Origin of the sequence: Microbacterium meiriae, from assembly GCF_040685015.1 — a bacterium.
GTDB classification, from domain to species: Bacteria; Actinomycetota; Actinomycetes; order Actinomycetales; family Microbacteriaceae; genus Microbacterium; species Microbacterium meiriae.
The window spans coordinates 1-15,289 of sequence record NZ_JBFBHD010000002.1 but is presented as its reverse complement, the minus strand read 5'-3'; the positions used below and the strand labels follow the sequence as shown (position 1 = coordinate 15,289).

General features: G+C 70.9%; 15 protein-coding genes and 1 rRNA gene. All 16 read right to left on the bottom strand.

Annotated elements, in window-relative coordinates:
* Positions 1–17: 17 nt before the first annotated feature.
* Positions 18–716 carry a (d)CMP kinase gene (gene cmk, locus AB0N68_RS08555; RefSeq protein WP_313366653.1) on the bottom strand — a complete coding sequence of 233 codons (699 nt, stop codon included), beginning with the start codon at positions 714–716 and terminating at the stop codon, positions 18–20.
* Entirely contained in the window at positions 709–1,845 is a 1,137-nt protein-coding gene (locus AB0N68_RS08550) for a prephenate dehydrogenase (protein ID WP_187661846.1), read from the bottom strand. Before AB0N68_RS08550 ends, cmk begins: the two co-directional genes overlap by 8 nt.
* Positions 1,842–2,639, bottom strand: a complete 798-nt coding sequence (locus AB0N68_RS08545) for a pseudouridine synthase (protein WP_259954748.1) — start codon at positions 2,637–2,639, stop codon at positions 1,842–1,844. Before AB0N68_RS08545 ends, AB0N68_RS08550 begins: the two co-directional genes overlap by 4 nt.
* Positions 2,636–3,259 carry an SMC-Scp complex subunit ScpB gene (gene scpB / locus AB0N68_RS08540; protein ID WP_187661848.1) on the bottom strand — a complete coding sequence of 208 codons (624 nt, stop codon included), beginning with the start codon at positions 3,257–3,259 and terminating at the stop codon, positions 2,636–2,638. The genes AB0N68_RS08545 and scpB overlap by 4 nt, the downstream gene beginning before the upstream one ends.
* Positions 3,249–4,118, bottom strand: coding sequence for a segregation and condensation protein A (locus AB0N68_RS08535; RefSeq protein ID WP_280569339.1), 870 nt, complete (start codon positions 4,116–4,118; stop codon positions 3,249–3,251). The genes scpB and AB0N68_RS08535 overlap by 11 nt, the downstream gene beginning before the upstream one ends.
* Complete coding sequence (locus AB0N68_RS08530; protein WP_164498181.1) at positions 4,102–4,935, bottom strand: ParA family protein; 834 nt, start codon at positions 4,933–4,935, stop codon at positions 4,102–4,104. Before AB0N68_RS08530 ends, AB0N68_RS08535 begins: the two co-directional genes overlap by 17 nt.
* A gap of 164 nt (positions 4,936–5,099) precedes the next feature.
* Positions 5,100–6,002, bottom strand: a complete 903-nt coding sequence (xerD, locus tag AB0N68_RS08525) for a site-specific tyrosine recombinase XerD (RefSeq protein ID WP_187661850.1) — start codon at positions 6,000–6,002, stop codon at positions 5,100–5,102.
* Positions 6,003–6,004: 2 nt separating this feature from the next.
* Positions 6,005–6,601 carry an NUDIX domain-containing protein gene (locus tag AB0N68_RS08520; protein WP_280569331.1) on the bottom strand — a complete coding sequence of 199 codons (597 nt, stop codon included), beginning with the start codon at positions 6,599–6,601 and terminating at the stop codon, positions 6,005–6,007.
* Positions 6,594–8,288 (bottom strand): CTP synthase, encoded by a 1,695-nt coding sequence (pyrG, locus tag AB0N68_RS08515; protein WP_187661851.1) that lies wholly within the window; start codon positions 8,286–8,288, stop codon positions 6,594–6,596. The genes AB0N68_RS08520 and pyrG overlap by 8 nt, the downstream gene beginning before the upstream one ends.
* 26 nt (positions 8,289–8,314) lie before the next feature.
* Positions 8,315–9,997: a DNA repair protein RecN gene (gene recN, locus AB0N68_RS08510; RefSeq protein WP_313366655.1), complete on the bottom strand. Its 1,683-nt coding sequence runs from the start codon at positions 9,995–9,997 to the stop codon at positions 8,315–8,317.
* The gene (locus AB0N68_RS08505; RefSeq protein WP_187661853.1) at positions 9,994–10,914 is read right to left on the bottom strand and encodes an NAD kinase; all 921 of its coding nucleotides are present in this window, start codon (positions 10,912–10,914) and stop codon (positions 9,994–9,996) included. The genes recN and AB0N68_RS08505 overlap by 4 nt, the downstream gene beginning before the upstream one ends.
* Entirely contained in the window at positions 10,911–11,708 is a 798-nt protein-coding gene (locus AB0N68_RS08500; protein ID WP_280570154.1) for a TlyA family RNA methyltransferase, read from the bottom strand. The genes AB0N68_RS08505 and AB0N68_RS08500 overlap by 4 nt, the downstream gene beginning before the upstream one ends.
* Positions 11,705–11,884, bottom strand: coding sequence for a hypothetical protein (locus AB0N68_RS08495; RefSeq protein ID WP_187661855.1), 180 nt, complete (start codon positions 11,882–11,884; stop codon positions 11,705–11,707). Before AB0N68_RS08495 ends, AB0N68_RS08500 begins: the two co-directional genes overlap by 4 nt.
* A gap of 49 nt (positions 11,885–11,933) precedes the next feature.
* On the bottom strand, positions 11,934–12,983 hold the full coding sequence (locus tag AB0N68_RS08490; protein ID WP_396654776.1) for an HAD-IIA family hydrolase: 1,050 nt from the start codon (positions 12,981–12,983) through the stop codon (positions 11,934–11,936).
* The gene (locus AB0N68_RS08485) at positions 12,983–13,801 is read right to left on the bottom strand and encodes a tetratricopeptide repeat protein (protein WP_280570160.1); all 819 of its coding nucleotides are present in this window, start codon (positions 13,799–13,801) and stop codon (positions 12,983–12,985) included. Before AB0N68_RS08485 ends, AB0N68_RS08490 begins: the two co-directional genes overlap by 1 nt.
* Positions 13,802–15,196: 1,395 nt before the next feature.
* Positions 15,197–15,289: ribosomal RNA gene (gene rrf, locus AB0N68_RS08480) — 5S ribosomal RNA — on the bottom strand; the annotation flags it as partial.

The window sequence follows — 15,289 nt, the reverse complement described above, 5'->3', positions numbered from 1 at the left end:
CGCCTTCGTATTCGTCGTCAGCCACGGTGTGCTCCTCGGAGTCGTTCGATCACCGAGAGAACGGCGTCGATGGTCTGGGGGAAATCGAGTGCGGTCGAGTCGACGACCTCCACGCCTTCCGCGGCGTTGAGGAAGTCGACGACCGCGCTGTCGGAGGCGTCGCGCTTGTGCAGGGCGTCCGCGACGGCGGCGGCGTTCTCGCCTGCGAGCTCGCCCGCGCGGCGGGCGGCACGCACTTCCGGTGCGGCGGTCAGCAGGATGCGGACGGGCGCATCGGGTGCCACGACGGTCGTGATGTCGCGGCCTTCGACCACCACGGCCGGGTACGGCGCCTCAGCGACCAGTGCCCGGAAGAGCTCGTTGACCTGGGTGCGCACCTCGGGCACCCGCGCCACGCCGCTCACGGCGCCGGACACGCGGGGCTCGCGGATCGCCTCCGTCACGTCCACGTCGCCGACACGTACCGTGCGGTCATCCGGGTCGAGGCCGAGGCGGACCGGGAAGTCGGCGGCCGCGGCGCGTACGGCCTCCGCGTCGCCGGTGTCCGCGCCGCGATCGAGCACGTGCCAGGCGAGAGCCCGGTAGGCCGACCCGGTGTCGAGGTAGCCGAAGCCCTCGCGACGCGCGATCGCCTTGGACACGCTCGACTTGCCGGACCCGGCGGGACCGTCGATGGCGATGAACTTCGTGGCGGAGACGGTGGAGGTGTCAGTCATTGGTGTTCCCTGCGATGCGCCAGCCGCGTTCCTGGAGCCCGGTGATCGCGCCGTGCAGCGCCGCGGGGTCGACACTGATCTCGGCGAGGCCGAACTGCGCGCCGGGAGAATGCTCCAGCCGCAGGTCCTCGACGTTGACGCCCAGCTCGCCGAGCTCGCCGAACAGGCGACCCAGCTGACCGGCGGTGTCGTCGACCATGACGACCAGTGTCTCGAAGCGTCGGTTCTGTCCGTGCTTGCCGGGGAGGCGCTCGACGCCGTCGTTGCCCTGGCGGATGGTCTCCGCGAGCACGCGACGGGCACCCGGTGCGCCCGGAGCGCGCAGCGCATCGGCGACCTCGCTCAGGTCCGTCGCGAGGGCGTCGAGGATCTCGACCACGGGACCGGCGTTGGCGCCGAGGATCTGCACCCACAGCTCTGGAGCGGATGCGGCGATGCGCGTCGTGTCCCGCACGCCCTGCCCTGCCAGGCGGAGCGCGCCCTCCTCGGCCCCGGCAAGACGCCCGGCGAGGAGACTCGCGACGACCTGCGGCACGTGCGAGGTGAGGGCGACGGAGCGGTCGTGCTCCTCGGGGGTCATCTCCAGCGGCATCGCACCGACATCGAGAGCCAGCGCCTCGACCAGCGCGAGGTCCCGCGCGGTGGTGTCCTCGTCGCGGCACACGACCCACGGCCGTCCGATGAACAGATCGGCTCGCGCCGAGATCGCCCCGCCGCGCTCCCGGCCGGCGAGCGGGTGGGAGCCGATGTAGCGGGCGAGGTTCACACCGCGGTCACGGAGCGTGCGGAACGGCTCCAGCTTCACGCTCGCGACATCCGTCACGACGGCGTCAGGGTAGCGCTCGAGCTCGGCCTGGATCACGTCGGCGGTCACATCCGGCGGCACGGCCACAACAACGAGCACCGGGGCGTCGTCATCCTGCGGAAGGCGTCCGGCGCCGTAGTCGACGGCGAGGCGCAGCTGCGCAGGGGACGCATCCGTGAGGACCACGTCGATGCCCTTCGCGCGGAGTGCGTGGCCGACGCTGGCACCGAGCAGCCCGGCGCCGACGATGCGCACGGTGCCGGACAGGCGCGGCGCGACGGCACCGGCCTTCCGCGCCGCGGGCGCACTCGTCGTCTGGGTCATTCGCTCTCCTGCTCGCCTGGCGCCTCGGCGACACCGGATTCCCGGCGCGCGAGGGTCAACAGCGCGCCGAGTTCGATTTTACTCAGTTCCCGCGTCCGGCCCGCCGGGAGGGTTCCCAGGTGCAGCGGACCGAACTGCCGCCGCACGAGTTCCGTGACCGGATGGCCGACCGCGGCCATCATCCGGCGCACGATCCGGTTGCGTCCCGAGTGCAGCGTGAGCTCGACGAGGCTCGAGCCCGCCGACGTGTCCAGCAGGCGGGCCTTGTCGGCGGCGATGGGGCCGTCCTCCAGCTCGATGCCCTTCGTGAGCTTCGAGATGGTCTGCGCCGTCACCGTCCCCTCCACCTTCGCGATGTAGACCTTGGTGACGCCGAAGGACGGGTGCGCGAGGACGTGCGCGAGCTCGCCGTCGTTGGTGAGCAGCAGCAGGCCGCTGGTCTCGGCGTCCAGGCGCCCGACGTTGTAGAGCCGCTCCTCGTAGTCCTTCGTGAAGCGCCGGAGATCCGGACGGCCGCTCTCGTCGCGCATGCTGCTGACCACGCCCGTCGGCTTGTTCAGCATCACGTAGCGCTTGGACACGTCGAGCTGCACCGCAGTGCCGTCGACGTCGACGAGGTCGCGCTCCGGGTCGATGCGGCGGCCGAGCTCGGTGACCACCTGGCCGTTCACGCGGATACGCCCCTCGACGATGTACTGCTCGACGACCCGACGGGACGCGACGCCGGCGGCGGCCAGCACCTTCTGCAGTCGGACGCCCTCGGGGGCTGCGGAATCGTGGGCGTCGGTGGTCATCGGACCGTCCCTTCGTCGAAGCCGTCGGCGCCGTCATCGAGGAGCGGCGAGATCGGCGGAAGCTCATCCAGAGAGTTGATGCCGAGATGCTGGAGGAGCGCATCGGTCGTGCCGTAGTTGATCGCCCCGGTCTCGGAGTCGGCGAACAGCTCGGTGATCAGGCCCCGTGCGAGGAGTGTGCGGACCACGGAGTCGACGTTGACCGCGCGGATCGAGGCGACCTGGCTACGGGTGACGGGCTGCTTGTACGCGATCACCGCGAGCGTCTCCAACGCGGCCTGCGAGAGCCGGGCCGGAGCCTGGCCGCCGACGAACTCCGCCACGACCGGATCCAGGTCCTCGCGGACGTAGAGCCGCCATCCGCCGCCGACCTCCCGCAGCTCGAAGCCGCGCCGCGGACCCGCGCCCCGGCCGTCGTAGTCCTCGACCAGCGACTCGACCGTCTGCCGGACGGCGGGCACCGGCGCGCCGACCGCCGCGGCGAGAGCCACCAGGCCGATCGGCTCGTCGACGATGAAGAGGATCGCCTCCACGCGCTCGCTGAGGGGCAACTCGGCACCCGTCACGGCGTCGGGCTCCTCGCGGAGCCCGGTTTCCGTCTCGGTCATGTCATCGGTCATAGTCGGCCCCCAGGGTCGCGAGTGTCTCGTCCGACCAGGAGTCGGCGGCCCAACGGAGCGTCAGCTCCCCGAGCGGTTCCAGTTGTTCGAAGGACAGCGCCGCGTGCCGGTACAGCTCCAGCACCGAGATGAAGCGGGCCACGACGATGCCCGGCTCGGTGACGCCGGCGACGAGTTCGCGGAAGCTCAGCGACTCGGTGCCGCGCAGCAGCGTGACGACGATCGCGGCCTGCTCGCGGATGCTGACCAGGGGCGCGTGCAGGTGGTCGAGCCCGACGTGCGGGATCTCCTTCGGTGCGAAGGCCAGCAGTGCCAGAGCCGCGAAGTCGTCGGTCGTGAGCGACCAGACGAGCTCGGGTGTCTGCTTCCGGTGCTTCTCCTCCAGCGGCACCGCGCGCACGTGGCGGCGGTCCTCCCGCTGCAGGCACCGTGCGAACCACGCGGAGACCTCCTTGAACGCGCGGTACTGCAGCAGACGGGCGAAGAGCAGGTCGCGCGCTTCGAGCAGGGCCACGGCCTCGGCATCGACGAGCTCGCCCTGCGGCAGCAGACCCGCCACCTTCATGTCGAGCAGGGTCGCGGCGACGACGAGGAACTCCGACGCCTGGTCCAGCTCCTCCTCGTCCTCGAGGTCGGCGAGGTACGCGATGAACTCGTTGGTGACGGCGCTCAACGACACCTCGGTGATGTCCATCTCGTGCTTGGAGATGAGGGTCAGCAGGAGGTCGAAGGGGCCGTCGAAGTTCGACAGCGAGACCCGGAAACCGGCGTCGTCGGCGGAGGAAGCTTCCGCACCGTCGACGGCGTCGGCGAGTGCCGGGACCTCAGCGGTTCCGAGCTCGTCAGGCGACGGCGCCACGGGCGACCAGCTCCCTGGCCAGCCGCAGGTATGCCTGTGCGGCCGCGTGCTCCGGAGCGAACTCGGTGATCGGGACCCCCGAGACCGACGCATCCGGGAACTTCACGGTGCGGCCGATCACGGTCTCCAGCACGTCGTCGCCGAACGCCTCCACGACGCGTTCGAGCACCTCGCGCGAGTGCAGCGTGCGCGGGTCGTACATGGTCGCCAGCAGCCCGTCCATCTCGATGGAGGGGTTCAGGCGATCGCGCACCTTGTCGATGGTCTCGATGAGGAGCGCGACACCGCGCAGCGCGAAGAACTCGCACTCGAGAGGGATGATGACGCCGTGCGCCGCCGTCAGCGCGTTCACGGTCAGCAGGCCCAGCGACGGCTGGCAGTCGATGAGGATGACGTCGTACTCCCCCGCCACCTGCCGGAGCACGCGGGCGAGGATCGTCTCGCGGGCGACCTCGTTGACGAGGTGCACCTCCGCGGCCGAGAGGTCGATGTTCGCGGGGAGGACGTCGAGACCCGGCACGTTCGAGTGCACGATCGCGTCGTGGGCGTCGCGCTTCGTGTCGAGCAGGAGGTCGTAGACCGTCGGCACGTCGTGCGTCTGGATGCCGAGACCGGCGGACAGGGCGCCCTGCGGGTCGAAGTCCACCGCGAGCACCTTGCGACCGTACTCCGCGAGGGCGGCGGCGAGGTTGATGGACGTCGTCGTCTTGCCGACGCCGCCCTTCTGGTTGCAGAGGGCGATGATGCGCGCGGGGCCGTGCGACTTCAGCGGCGCCGGGATCGGGAAGCCCTGATACGGACGGCCGGTGGGTCCCATGGGAGTGTCGTCGGCCTTCTGTGCCTTCGCCCTGGACTTCGCCGCTTTCTCAGCCACCGGTTCTCCTGCTCCTTCGTGCTTGCTCGATTGTAGCGGCCATGCGTTCCCCGGCCGTCCCGGCGCGCGGCGGGCCGCCTCGGGAGGAGGCGCGGATCCGCGCGGGATCAGCGTGCCCGGGGGTGCGAGGTCGCGTAGATGTCGCGGAGGGCGTCCACCGAGACGTGTGTGTAGATCTGCGTCGTCGCGACCGAGGAGTGCCCCAGCAGCTCCTGCACCACGCGCACGTCGGCGCCGCCCTGCAGGAGGTGGGTCGCGAAGGAATGCCGCAGCGTGTGCGGGGAGACCTCGGCGGTGAGCTGCGCACGCTCCGCCGCGGAACGGATCACCAGCCAGGCGCTCTGCCGCGAGAGCGGAGCGCCCCGCGCGCCGAGGAAGAGCCGGGCCGACGCACGTCCCTTCGCCGCGAGGCCCGGGCGGACCCGGGTGAGATACGCGTCGACCGCGGCGCGGGCATACGACCCCACGGGGACGATGCGCTCCTTCGAGCCCTTTCCCCGCAGGCGCAGCACCTCGCCGTGCGCCATGTCGTCGACGTCGAGCCCGACCGCCTCCGACACCCGGGCACCCGTGGCGTAGAGGAGCTCCAGCAGCGCCCTGTCCCGGATGCCGAGCGGCTCCTCGGCCGACGGCGCGGCGAGCAGCCGCTCCACCTGGTCGATCGTGAGGGCTTTCGGGAGCCGGCGCGGGGTCTTCGGCGGGCGGAGGCGTCCGGTCGGATCGTCCGCCTCGATGCCCTCCCGGGCGAGGAACCGGTGCCAGCCGCGCACCGAGGACTGCAGGCGCGCGAGGCTCGTCGCCGCGGGCGGCGGCTCCGCCGAGGCACGGTCGGCGACGAAACGGTCGACCACCACGGACGTGATGTCCGCGGTGTCGTCGATCCCCTCAGCCGTGAGCCAGTCCCGGTAGCCCTCGAGGTCCCGCCGGTAGGCGCCGACCGTGTGCGCACTGAGCCCGCGCTCGATCGTCACATGACGCAGGTACGCGTCGAGGGCGCGATCGAGCAGCATCCTCAGCCTCGGTCGCGCAGCCTCTGCGCCGCCGCCAGCACGCCGATGGAGAGGATGCCGTTGCGCAGGCGTCCTGCCATCACTCCCGCGACGGCGTCTTCCAGCGGCACCCAGGCGAGCCGGATGTCCGCCTCCTCGTCCTCGCGGTCGTGCGCGGTCTCCGCGGCCGAGAGCCCCGTCGCGAGGAACACCCGGATGAGCTCGTCGTTGCCTCCGGGCGTCGTCCACGAGGACACCAGCGGCTCCCAGTGGGCGGCCACGAGGTCGGCCTCCTCCGCGAGCTCGCGACGGGCGGCCGCCATCGGCTCCTCCCCCTCGATGTCGAGGAGGCCCGCCGGCAGCTCCCAGTCGCGGTGGCGGATCGGGTGACGGTACTGCTGGATGAGCAGCACCCGCCCCTCGTCGTCCAGCGCGAGGATCGCGACGGCGCCGGGATGGGCGACGTACTGCCGCACGATCTCGCCCTCGCCGTAGCGGACACGATCGGAGCGCACGTCCCAGACGCGCCCCTCGTAGACGAGGTCGCTGCTCAGGACCTCCGGCTCGAAGGACTCGTCGCGCAGCGACTCGTCCGCCGCGCCCAGCCCCTGCTCACTCATCGACGGGCACGTCGAACAGCTCGCTCGCGCGGTGCCGGGCGATGGCCGCGCCGACAAGACCGCGGAACAGCGGGTGCGGGTCGGTCGGACGCGAGCGCAGCTCCGGGTGCGCCTGGGTGGCGATGTAGTACGGGTGCACGTCGCGCGGCAACTCGACGTACTCGACGAGGTCCAGCTCCGGGTTCAGGCCCGAGAACACCAGCCCCGCCTCCGACAGGCGATCGCGGTAGGCGTTGTTCACCTCGTAGCGGTGGCGGTGACGCTCGGACACCTCGGCGGCGCCGTAGACCTCGCGCGCTAGCGAGCCCTCCGCGAGAGCCGCCTGGTAGAGACCGAGGCGCATCGTGCCGCCCAGGTCGCCGCCGTCGAGGATCTCGATCTGCTCGGCCATGGTCGCGATGACGGGCTCCGCGGTGTCCGGATCGAACTCGCTGGACGAGGCTCCGGCGATTCCGGCCACGTCGCGGGCGTACTCGATGACCATGCACTGCAGGCCGAGACACAGGCCGAGGGTCGGGATCCCCTGCTCCCGGGCGAACTTCAACGCGCCCAGCTTCCCCTCGATGCCGCGGATGCCGAAGCCGCCGGGCACGCAGATGCCGTCGAGCTCGGCCAGCTGCTCCTGCGCGCCCTCGGGCGTCTCGCAGAGGTCGGACGGGATCCAGCGGATGTTGACCTTGGTCTCCTGCGCGAACCCGCCGGCCTTGAGGGCCTCCGTGACGGACAGGTAGGCGTCCGGCAGGTCGATGTACTTGCCGACGAGACCGATCGTGACCTCGTGCTTCGGGTTGTGCACGGCGTGCAGCACCTTGTTCCAGCGCGTCCAGTCGACGTCGTCCGCCTTCTGGTCGAGACCGAGGCGCCTCACGATGTAGGAGTCCAGGCCCTGCTCGTTGAGGGTGGAGGGGATGTCGTAGATGCTCGGCAGGTCGACGGTGTTGATGACGCCCTCGACGTCCACGTCGCACATCAGCGCGATCTTGTTGCGGTTGCTCGCGCTCACCGGGCGGTCGCTGCGGAGCACGAGCGCATCCGGCTGGATGCCGACCTGACGGAGCGCGGCGACCGAGTGCTGGGTCGGCTTGGTCTTCTGCTCGCCGGACGCCCCCATGAACGGCACGAGCGAGACGTGCACGAAGAACACGCTGTCGCGACCGAGCTCGTGACGCAGCTGGCGGGCCGCCTCGAGGAAGGGCTGCGACTCGATGTCGCCGACCGTGCCGCCGACCTCGGTGATGATCACGTCGGGACGCGGGTCCTCTGTGGCCTGCAGCCGCATGCGGCGCTTGATCTCGTCGGTGATGTGCGGGATGACCTGCACGGTGTCGCCGAGGTACTCGCCGCGGCGCTCCCGCGCGATCACCTGCGAGTAGATCTGACCGGTCGTGACGTTGGCCGCCTCGGACAGGTTGATGTCGAGGAAGCGCTCGTAGTGGCCGATGTCGAGGTCGGTCTCCGCACCGTCGTCGGTCACGAAGACCTCGCCGTGCTGGAACGGGTTCATGGTGCCCGGATCGACGTTCAGATACGGGTCGAGCTTCTGCATGACCACGCGGAGTCCGCGGGCGGTCAGGAGGTTGCCCAGGCTGGCCGCGGTGAGCCCCTTGCCCAAAGACGAAACGACACCACCAGTCACGAAGATGTGCTTGGTCGTGTCGTTCTTGGGCCCCGCAGAAGAAGAGTTCATCACGGGCTTCTATCCTAACAGTTCGTTCAGACGCCGAGGCTGAGAAGCTCACGAGCGTGGGTGAGTGCGGCATCGGAATCCGCGAGTCCGGAGAGCAGACGGGCCATCTCGGCCTCGCGCTCCTCCCCGTCGAGCCGCCGCACGCTGGAGGCGGTGACGGCGCCGTCGTTCGATTTCACGACGGTCAGGTGGTTGTTCGCGAAGGCGGCGACCTGCGCGAGATGGGTGACGGCGATCACCTGCGACTTCTCGGCGAGTCGGGCGAGTCGCCGACCGACCTCGATGGCCGCGGCACCGCCGATGCCGGCGTCGACCTCGTCGAACACGAAGGTGGGAACGGGGTCGGTCGCCGCGATGACGACCTCGATCGCGAGCATCACGCGCGACAGCTCGCCGCCGGACGCGCCCTTGGCGACGGAGCGGGGTTCGGCACCGGGATGCGGCGCGAGCAGGATGGCGACGTCGTCGCGCCCGTGGGTGCTCTCGGCAGCAGGCGCCACGGACACCTCCAGGCGTGCGTCCGGCATCGCCAGCGCGTGGAGCTCGGCGGTCACGGCCTCGCCGAGCCGGACGGCGGCCTCGCTCCGGGCGGCGGTGAGGGCGTCGGCGCGGGCGTCGAGCTCCGCCCTGGCCGCGTCGCGCTCGGCGGTGAGGCGTTCCAGACGCTCCCCGTCATCGTCGAGCTCGGCCAGCCGTGCGGAACCGGTCTGCCACAGTGCCAGCGCTTCCGCCAGCGAACCGTGCTGACGGATGAGGACGCCGAGCGCGGCCCGGCGTTCCTCGACGGCTGCGAGCTCGTGCGGGCCGGACTCATCGAGGTCGGCGAGGAAGCCGGAGAGCACGCCGGCGGCGTCGGCGATCCGGTAGCCGATGTCGGCCAGGGTCTCGGCGACCTCCGCCAGCTTCGGGTCCGACACGCGCTCGATCGCCCGGCGTGCCTCCGCGACCAGCGCCGACGCATCGGGCTCGCCCTCCTCGTTCGAGAGGGAGCCGTGGGCCAGGGCGGCCGCGAGCCGCAGCTCCTCCGCGTTCGCGAGGCGTTCGGCGCGGGCCGTCAGCTCCTCATCCTCACCCTCTTCGGGAGCGGTGGCCTCGATCAGGGCCAGGTCCTCCCGCAGCCGGGCGGCCTCCTCGGCGCGCCGGTCGCGGTTCGCGGTGATGTCGACGATCTCGGCGTCGAGCGTGCGCCAGTGCTCGAACGCGGCCTGATACTCCTCCAGCGCTCGGGCGATGGCCTCGCCGCCGAAGCGATCGAGGGCGTCGCGCTGCGCGGCCGCCGATCGCAGCCGCAGCTGCTCGGACTGCCCGTGCACCACGATGAGCTCGTCGGCGAGCGAGGACAGCACACCCGCCGGTGCGGCGCGGCCGCCGACGCTCGCGCGACTGCGGCCTTCGGCGCTGAGGGTGCGCGAGACGTACAGCTCCGCAGTCCCGGCGCCGGCCGGCTCCAGCTCTCCCCCGGCCTCGGCGACGATGTCGGCGACCTCACCGGTCTCCGGCACGATCCACACACCGGCCACCGACGCCTGCGCCGCGCCCTTGCGCACGGCGCCGGAGTCGGCGCGCTGTCCGAGAAGCAGGCCGAGACCGGTGACCACCATGGTCTTGCCCGCTCCGGTCTCGCCGGTGATGGCCGTGAAGCCGGGGCCGAGCGGCAGGACGGCATCGGCGATCACGCCGAGCCCCTGCATGCGCATCTCCTCGATCATGCCTCGCTCCTCCGTTCCTGTCCGCGCCATCCCTCGACGGGCAGCTGGAACTTGCGGACGAGACGATTCGTGAACGCGGTGGGGTGCAGTCGCGCGAGGCGGACCGGGCGCGACGAACGACGGACGACGACGCGGGCACCCGGCGGAAGGTCGTGGGAACGACGGCCGTCGCACCAGAGGATGCCGGAGCCGTCCGTCCGCTCCAGCATCTCGATCGCCACGGCCGCGTCGGGGCTCACCACGAGCGGCTTGGCGAAGAGGGCATGGGCCGACAGCGGGACGACGGCGATGGCCTCGACCGTCGGCCAGATGACCGGGCCGCCGGCGGAGAAGTTGTAGGCGGTCGAGCCGGTCGGGGTGGAGACGACCATGCCGTCGCAGCCGAAACTCGACAGGGGGCGCCCGTCGATCTCGAGCACCACCTCGATCATGCGCTCCCGGCTCGCCTTCTCGACGGTCGCCTCGTTCAGGGCCCAGGTCTCGAAGACGACGTCGCCCGAGGCGTCCTTCACCCGCACCGACAGCGCCAGGCGCTCCTCGACCTCGTAGTCGCGGGCGATGACGCGGCGCATCGCGTCGTCCATGTCGTCCCGGTCGATCTCCGCGAGGAAGCCGACGTGGCCCATGTTGATGCCGAGTACCGGGGCGCCGCTGTCGCGGACGAGTTCCGCCGCACGGAGGATCGTGCCGTCGCCGCCGAGCACGATCGCGAGCTCGAGGGACGCCGGACCGGCGGAGGCATCCAGCACCTCGACGTCCGCGAAGAACGCATCGACCGCGGAGAGCTCCGCGTGGTCGTCGGCCGCCAGGACGGGGCGCACTCCCGCGCCGCGGAGGGCGTCGATCACCCGGCGGGCGGCCGCGACGGTGTCGACGCGACCCGCGTGGGCGACGACCAGGATCCTGCGCTCGTTCATCGTCCCCCTGCCAGCCGGTTGATGGTGTCCATCCATTCTGTCGGATTGCTGCCGCCGCCCGGCACGAGGTGGACGAGATACTCCGCATTGCCGTGGGTTCCGAGGATCGGGGAGGAGACGATCCCCGCCATCCCCATCCCCGCGTCCCACGCGCTCCACGCCACGCGGGCGACGGCATCGGCACGGGTGGCGGGGTCGGTGACGAGACCGCCGCGCACCGCCGTCCGGCCGACCTCGAATTGCGGTTTGACGAGCAGCAGGACATCGGAACGCGGCGCCGCGACGGCGACCACCGCGGGGAGCACGAGCTCGAGCGAGATGAAGGAGAGGTCGCCCACCACCAGGTCGGGCGAGGCGGACTCCCCCGTCGCCGCGGCGAGACTGTCACGGGTCATGTGCCGCACGTTGAAGCCCTCGACCGCGGTGACATCGGGGTCTGCCGCGATCGACGGGGCGAGCTGGCCGTGACCGACGTCCACAGCCAGCACGCGCCGCGCGCCGCGCTCCCGCAGCACCTGCGTGAAGCCGCCGGTCGAGGCTCCCATGTCGAGCACGAGGCGCCCCTGCACGGGAATGGTGAAGCTGTCGAGCCCGGCGATGAGCTTGTGCGCGCCGCGGCTGACATAGTGGTCGGCGCCGGCCACCGTGATCGTGTTCTCCTCGCCGACCGCAGTCGAGGCTTTGACGACCGGGCGACCGTCGACGCTCACGAGACCGTCGGCGATGAGGGTGGCGGCGTGCGTGCGCGAACGGGCGAGTCCTCGGGAGGCGAGGGCGGCGTCGAGTCGCGTCATCGTGGTCCCGGAGTCTCCCGCTGTTCCAGCCGGGATCCGCTCTCGAGCCGTCGAGAGAGTTCGTCGTGCAGGGCCGAGTACAAGTCCGCGCGTGCGGAGAGCGGCTGACCTTCGATCAGGCGCAGACGACTCCACAGGCCGTCCGTCGGCGCGCTGGTCGTCGTCTCGTCACTCACGCTTCCACTGTACGCGGCGCCGCCGACGGCCGACGGCGCCACGCGTGGCTCAGGGGCGGTGGAACGGGTCGGCGTACAGCCGTTCGGGAACCCGCAGCACGAACACCGGCGTACCGGACGCCCAGATGGCCGCGGCGCCGGCGCGGAGGAGGTCGAGCTGCTCGCCGGACTCGGCGACGATCTCGACGTCCGCTCCGTGGACGCGGACGGCGGCACCGTTCACGTCGAACACGCCGTCGGTCACGATGGGCTCGGGATACGGCTCGTGCAGACCGCGCAGGTCGCTCAGGATGTAGGTCGGGCGCGATCCTTCGGGCGCGGCGAGGACGTGCTTGGGACGGTCGATGCCGGTCAGCACGAGCGCGGACTCGATGCCGGCGCGGCTGGCGCCCATGATGTCGGTGTCCAGGCGGTCGCCGATGAACAGAGCCTTCGCGGCACCGAAGCGGGCGAGCGCCTCCTCGAAGATCGGGGTCTCCGGCTTGCCCGCCACCGTCGCCAGGCGACCGATCGCGGTGTGCACGGCGGAGACGAGGGTGCCGTTGCCGGGGGCGACGCCGCGCTCGCGCGGGATCGTCCAGTCCGTGTTCGTGGCGATCCAGGGGATGCCGCCCTCGTCCTCAGGGACCTTCAGCGCGAACGCCGCCTCGGCGAGGTCCGTCCAGGCCACCTCGGGCGCGAACCCCTGGACCACGGCCTGCGGAGCGTCCTCGGCGCTGCGCGTCACCGTGTACCCGGCCTTCTGCACCTCGTCGACGAGCCCGTCGCCGCCGACCACGAGGATGGTCGCCGGCGCGGGAACGATCCCGGACAGCAGACGCATCGCGGCCTGCGGGCTCGTGACGACGTCCTGCGGAGCGACGTCGAGCCCGAGACTGGTCAGATGCGCGGCCACGGAGGCGTCCGTGCGCGAAGCGTTGTTGGTGATGTAGCCGAGACGCACCGCGTGCGCCGCGGCGTTCAGGCTCTCGACCGCGTGCGGCAGAGCCCCCGGACCGGCGTAGACGACGCCGTCGAGATCGGCGAGGACGGTGTCCACGCCCTCGAGAGGCGTCCGTTCCGCTCGAGACCTCCGTGCCTTGGGTGTGAAGAGCCCCACTACGCCTCCGGCTTCTCGGATGCGGAGGGCGAGTCGTCCTCCGTCTCGTCGTCCTCACCGAGCAGTTCGCGCACCTCGTCTTCGATGGACGGCTCGGCGGGCTCGGGGGTCTCGTTCGTGTCGGAGGAGGACGAGTCGTCTCCGGTCTCCGCGTCGGAAGCGGCTTCTTCGTCGGCGACGGTGTCGTCGGCGGAGAACTCCTCCTCGTCGGAGAACTCGTCCTCGACGGAGACAGCGTGCTCCTCGGAGAACTCGTCCTCGACGAGACCGTCCTCGACGTAGAGCTCCTCGTCGCCGGCCTCATCCACACCGAGAGCCTCCGCGGCGACCTCGGCGCGGTGCGCCCAGAACTCCGCCTCGTCCGTGCGGCCGAGATCTTCCAGGACGGCAGCGCGCGCGGCGAAGAGCGCGGGGCTCCACTCGAACGCGCGATCCGGGTCGAGCTCCGGGATCTCGAGCTCCCCGAGGGCCAGCTCCAGGTCGCCCTGGTCCAGCCGGGCACCCGACATCGCGATCGCGAGAGCCACGCGCACGGGGGTGGTCAGAGCCGATCGGTCCACGGCGCGGCCGGTCTCGAGGGCGCGGTCGGGACGTCCGATGCCTCGCTCGCTGTCGACCATGAGGGCGATCTGGTCGTCCTTGCCGGAGATCCGGCGATAGGTGCGGAGCTCCCGCAGGGCCAGGGCGAAGTCACCCGTCGCGTAGGCGGTGATGCCCAGGGTCTCCCGGACGATCGCGATGCGCCCTGCACGACGTGACGCCGCGAGTGCGTGCTCGTGCGCCAGGGTCGGGTCCTCGTCGATCAGCCGAGAAGCCATCGCCAGATGCCGAGCGACGAACTCCGCGTTCTCCTTGCTGAGCGTCTTCAGCTCGTTGCGCGCGGAGGGGTGCAGGTCGCGCGCCGTGACATCCTCCGGGACGCGGGGCTCGTCGAACCGCGGACGCTCGCTCGCCGCGTTGGCAGGACGCTCCCGCCCCGCACCGCCGCGCTGCGGGAAGGACCGAGACCGGTCACTCCCCCGCTCCCGGTCGAATCCGCCCTCGCGGCGCGGAGCGCTGTCACGATTGTTGTACCCGCCTTCACGGCGCGGGGCACCACCGTCACGGTTGTACCCGCCCTCACGGCGCGGGGCACCACCGTCACGGTTGTACCCGCCCTCACGGCGCGGGGCACTGTCGCGGTTGTAACCACCTTCACGACGCGGGGCACCACCGTCACGGTTGTACCCGCCCTCGCGACGAGGGGCACCACCATCGCGGTTGTACCCACCCTCACGACGCGGGGCACCACCGTCACGGTTGTAACCGCCTTCACGACGCGGAGCGCTGTCGCGGTTGTAACCGCCTTCACGACGCGGAGCGCTGTCGCGGTTGTACCCACCATCACGACGCGGGGCACTGTCACGGTTGTTGTAACCGCCTTCGCGACGAGGGGCACCACCGTCACGGTTGTACCCGCCCTCGCGACGCGGGGCACCATCCCGGTTGTTGTAACCGCCTTCGCGACGAGGGGCACCACCATCGCGGTTGTAGCCGCCCTCGCGACGCGGGGCACCATCCCGGTTGTTGTAACCGCCTTCGCGACGAGGGGCACCACCATCACGGTTGTAGCCACCTTCGCGACGGGGCGCACCATCACGGTTGTTGAAACCACCTTCACGACGCGGGGCACCACCATCACGGTTGTAACCACCTTCACGACGCGGGGCACCACCATCACGGTTGTAACCACCTTCACGACGCGGAGCACCACCATCACGGTTGTAACCACCTTCACGACGCGGAGCGCTGTCGCGGTAACCACCTTCACGACGGGGCGCACCATCGCGGTTGTTGTAACCACCTTCGCGACGAGGGGCACCACCATCACGGTTGTAACCGCCTTCACGACGCGGAGCGCTGTCGCGGTTGTAACCGCCCTCACGACGAGGGGCACCGTCACGGTTGTTGTAACCACCCTCACGACGAGGGGCGCCGCCATCGCGGTTGTAGCCACCGTCCCGCCGAGGGCTTCGGTCGCCGGAACCGGCACGAGAACCGCCGTCGCGGTATACGGGGCGACCTCCGGAAGGACGTTCGTTGCGCTGGTTCCCGTCGTTGCGACGTGGACGGCGCTCTTCCTCTTCCGGCATGGTGCTCCCTGTTCTCTGTTCTCTTCGCTCGTAAACGCAAAATGGCCACCCAACGATGGGTGGCCATTTCGACTAAAAGGAGTCCGGCGGTGTCCTACTCTCCCACAGGGTCCCCCCTGCAGTACCATCGGCGCTGTGAGGCTTAGCTTCCGGGTTCGGAATGTGACCGGGCGT

Bases quoted from the DNA above. Each gene is read 5' to 3' on its own strand.
- recN (WP_313366655.1), bottom strand. From the start codon at position 9,997: ATGATCGAGGAGATGCGCATGCAGGGGCTCGGCGTGATCGCCGATGCC.
- AB0N68_RS08550 (WP_187661846.1), bottom strand. From the start codon at position 1,845: ATGACCCAGACGACGAGTGCGCCCGCGGCGCGGAAGGCCGGTGCCGTC.
- AB0N68_RS08485 (WP_280570160.1), bottom strand. From the start codon at position 13,801: ATGGCTTCTCGGCTGATCGACGAGGACCCGACCCTGGCGCACGAGCAC.
- scpB (WP_187661848.1), bottom strand. From the start codon at position 3,259: ATGACCGATGACATGACCGAGACGGAAACCGGGCTCCGCGAGGAGCCC.
- AB0N68_RS08500 (WP_280570154.1), bottom strand. From the start codon at position 11,708: ATGACGCGACTCGACGCCGCCCTCGCCTCCCGAGGACTCGCCCGTTCG.
- AB0N68_RS08505 (WP_187661853.1), bottom strand. From the start codon at position 10,914: ATGAACGAGCGCAGGATCCTGGTCGTCGCCCACGCGGGTCGCGTCGAC.
- AB0N68_RS08520 (WP_280569331.1), bottom strand. From the start codon at position 6,601: ATGAGTGAGCAGGGGCTGGGCGCGGCGGACGAGTCGCTGCGCGACGAG.
- AB0N68_RS08530 (WP_164498181.1), bottom strand. From the start codon at position 4,935: ATGGGACCCACCGGCCGTCCGTATCAGGGCTTCCCGATCCCGGCGCCG.
- xerD (WP_187661850.1), bottom strand. From the start codon at position 6,002: ATGCTGCTCGATCGCGCCCTCGACGCGTACCTGCGTCATGTGACGATC.
- pyrG (WP_187661851.1), bottom strand. From the start codon at position 8,288: ATGAACTCTTCTTCTGCGGGGCCCAAGAACGACACGACCAAGCACATC.
- AB0N68_RS08545 (WP_259954748.1), bottom strand. From the start codon at position 2,639: ATGACCACCGACGCCCACGATTCCGCAGCCCCCGAGGGCGTCCGACTG.
- cmk (WP_313366653.1), bottom strand. From the start codon at position 716: ATGACTGACACCTCCACCGTCTCCGCCACGAAGTTCATCGCCATCGAC.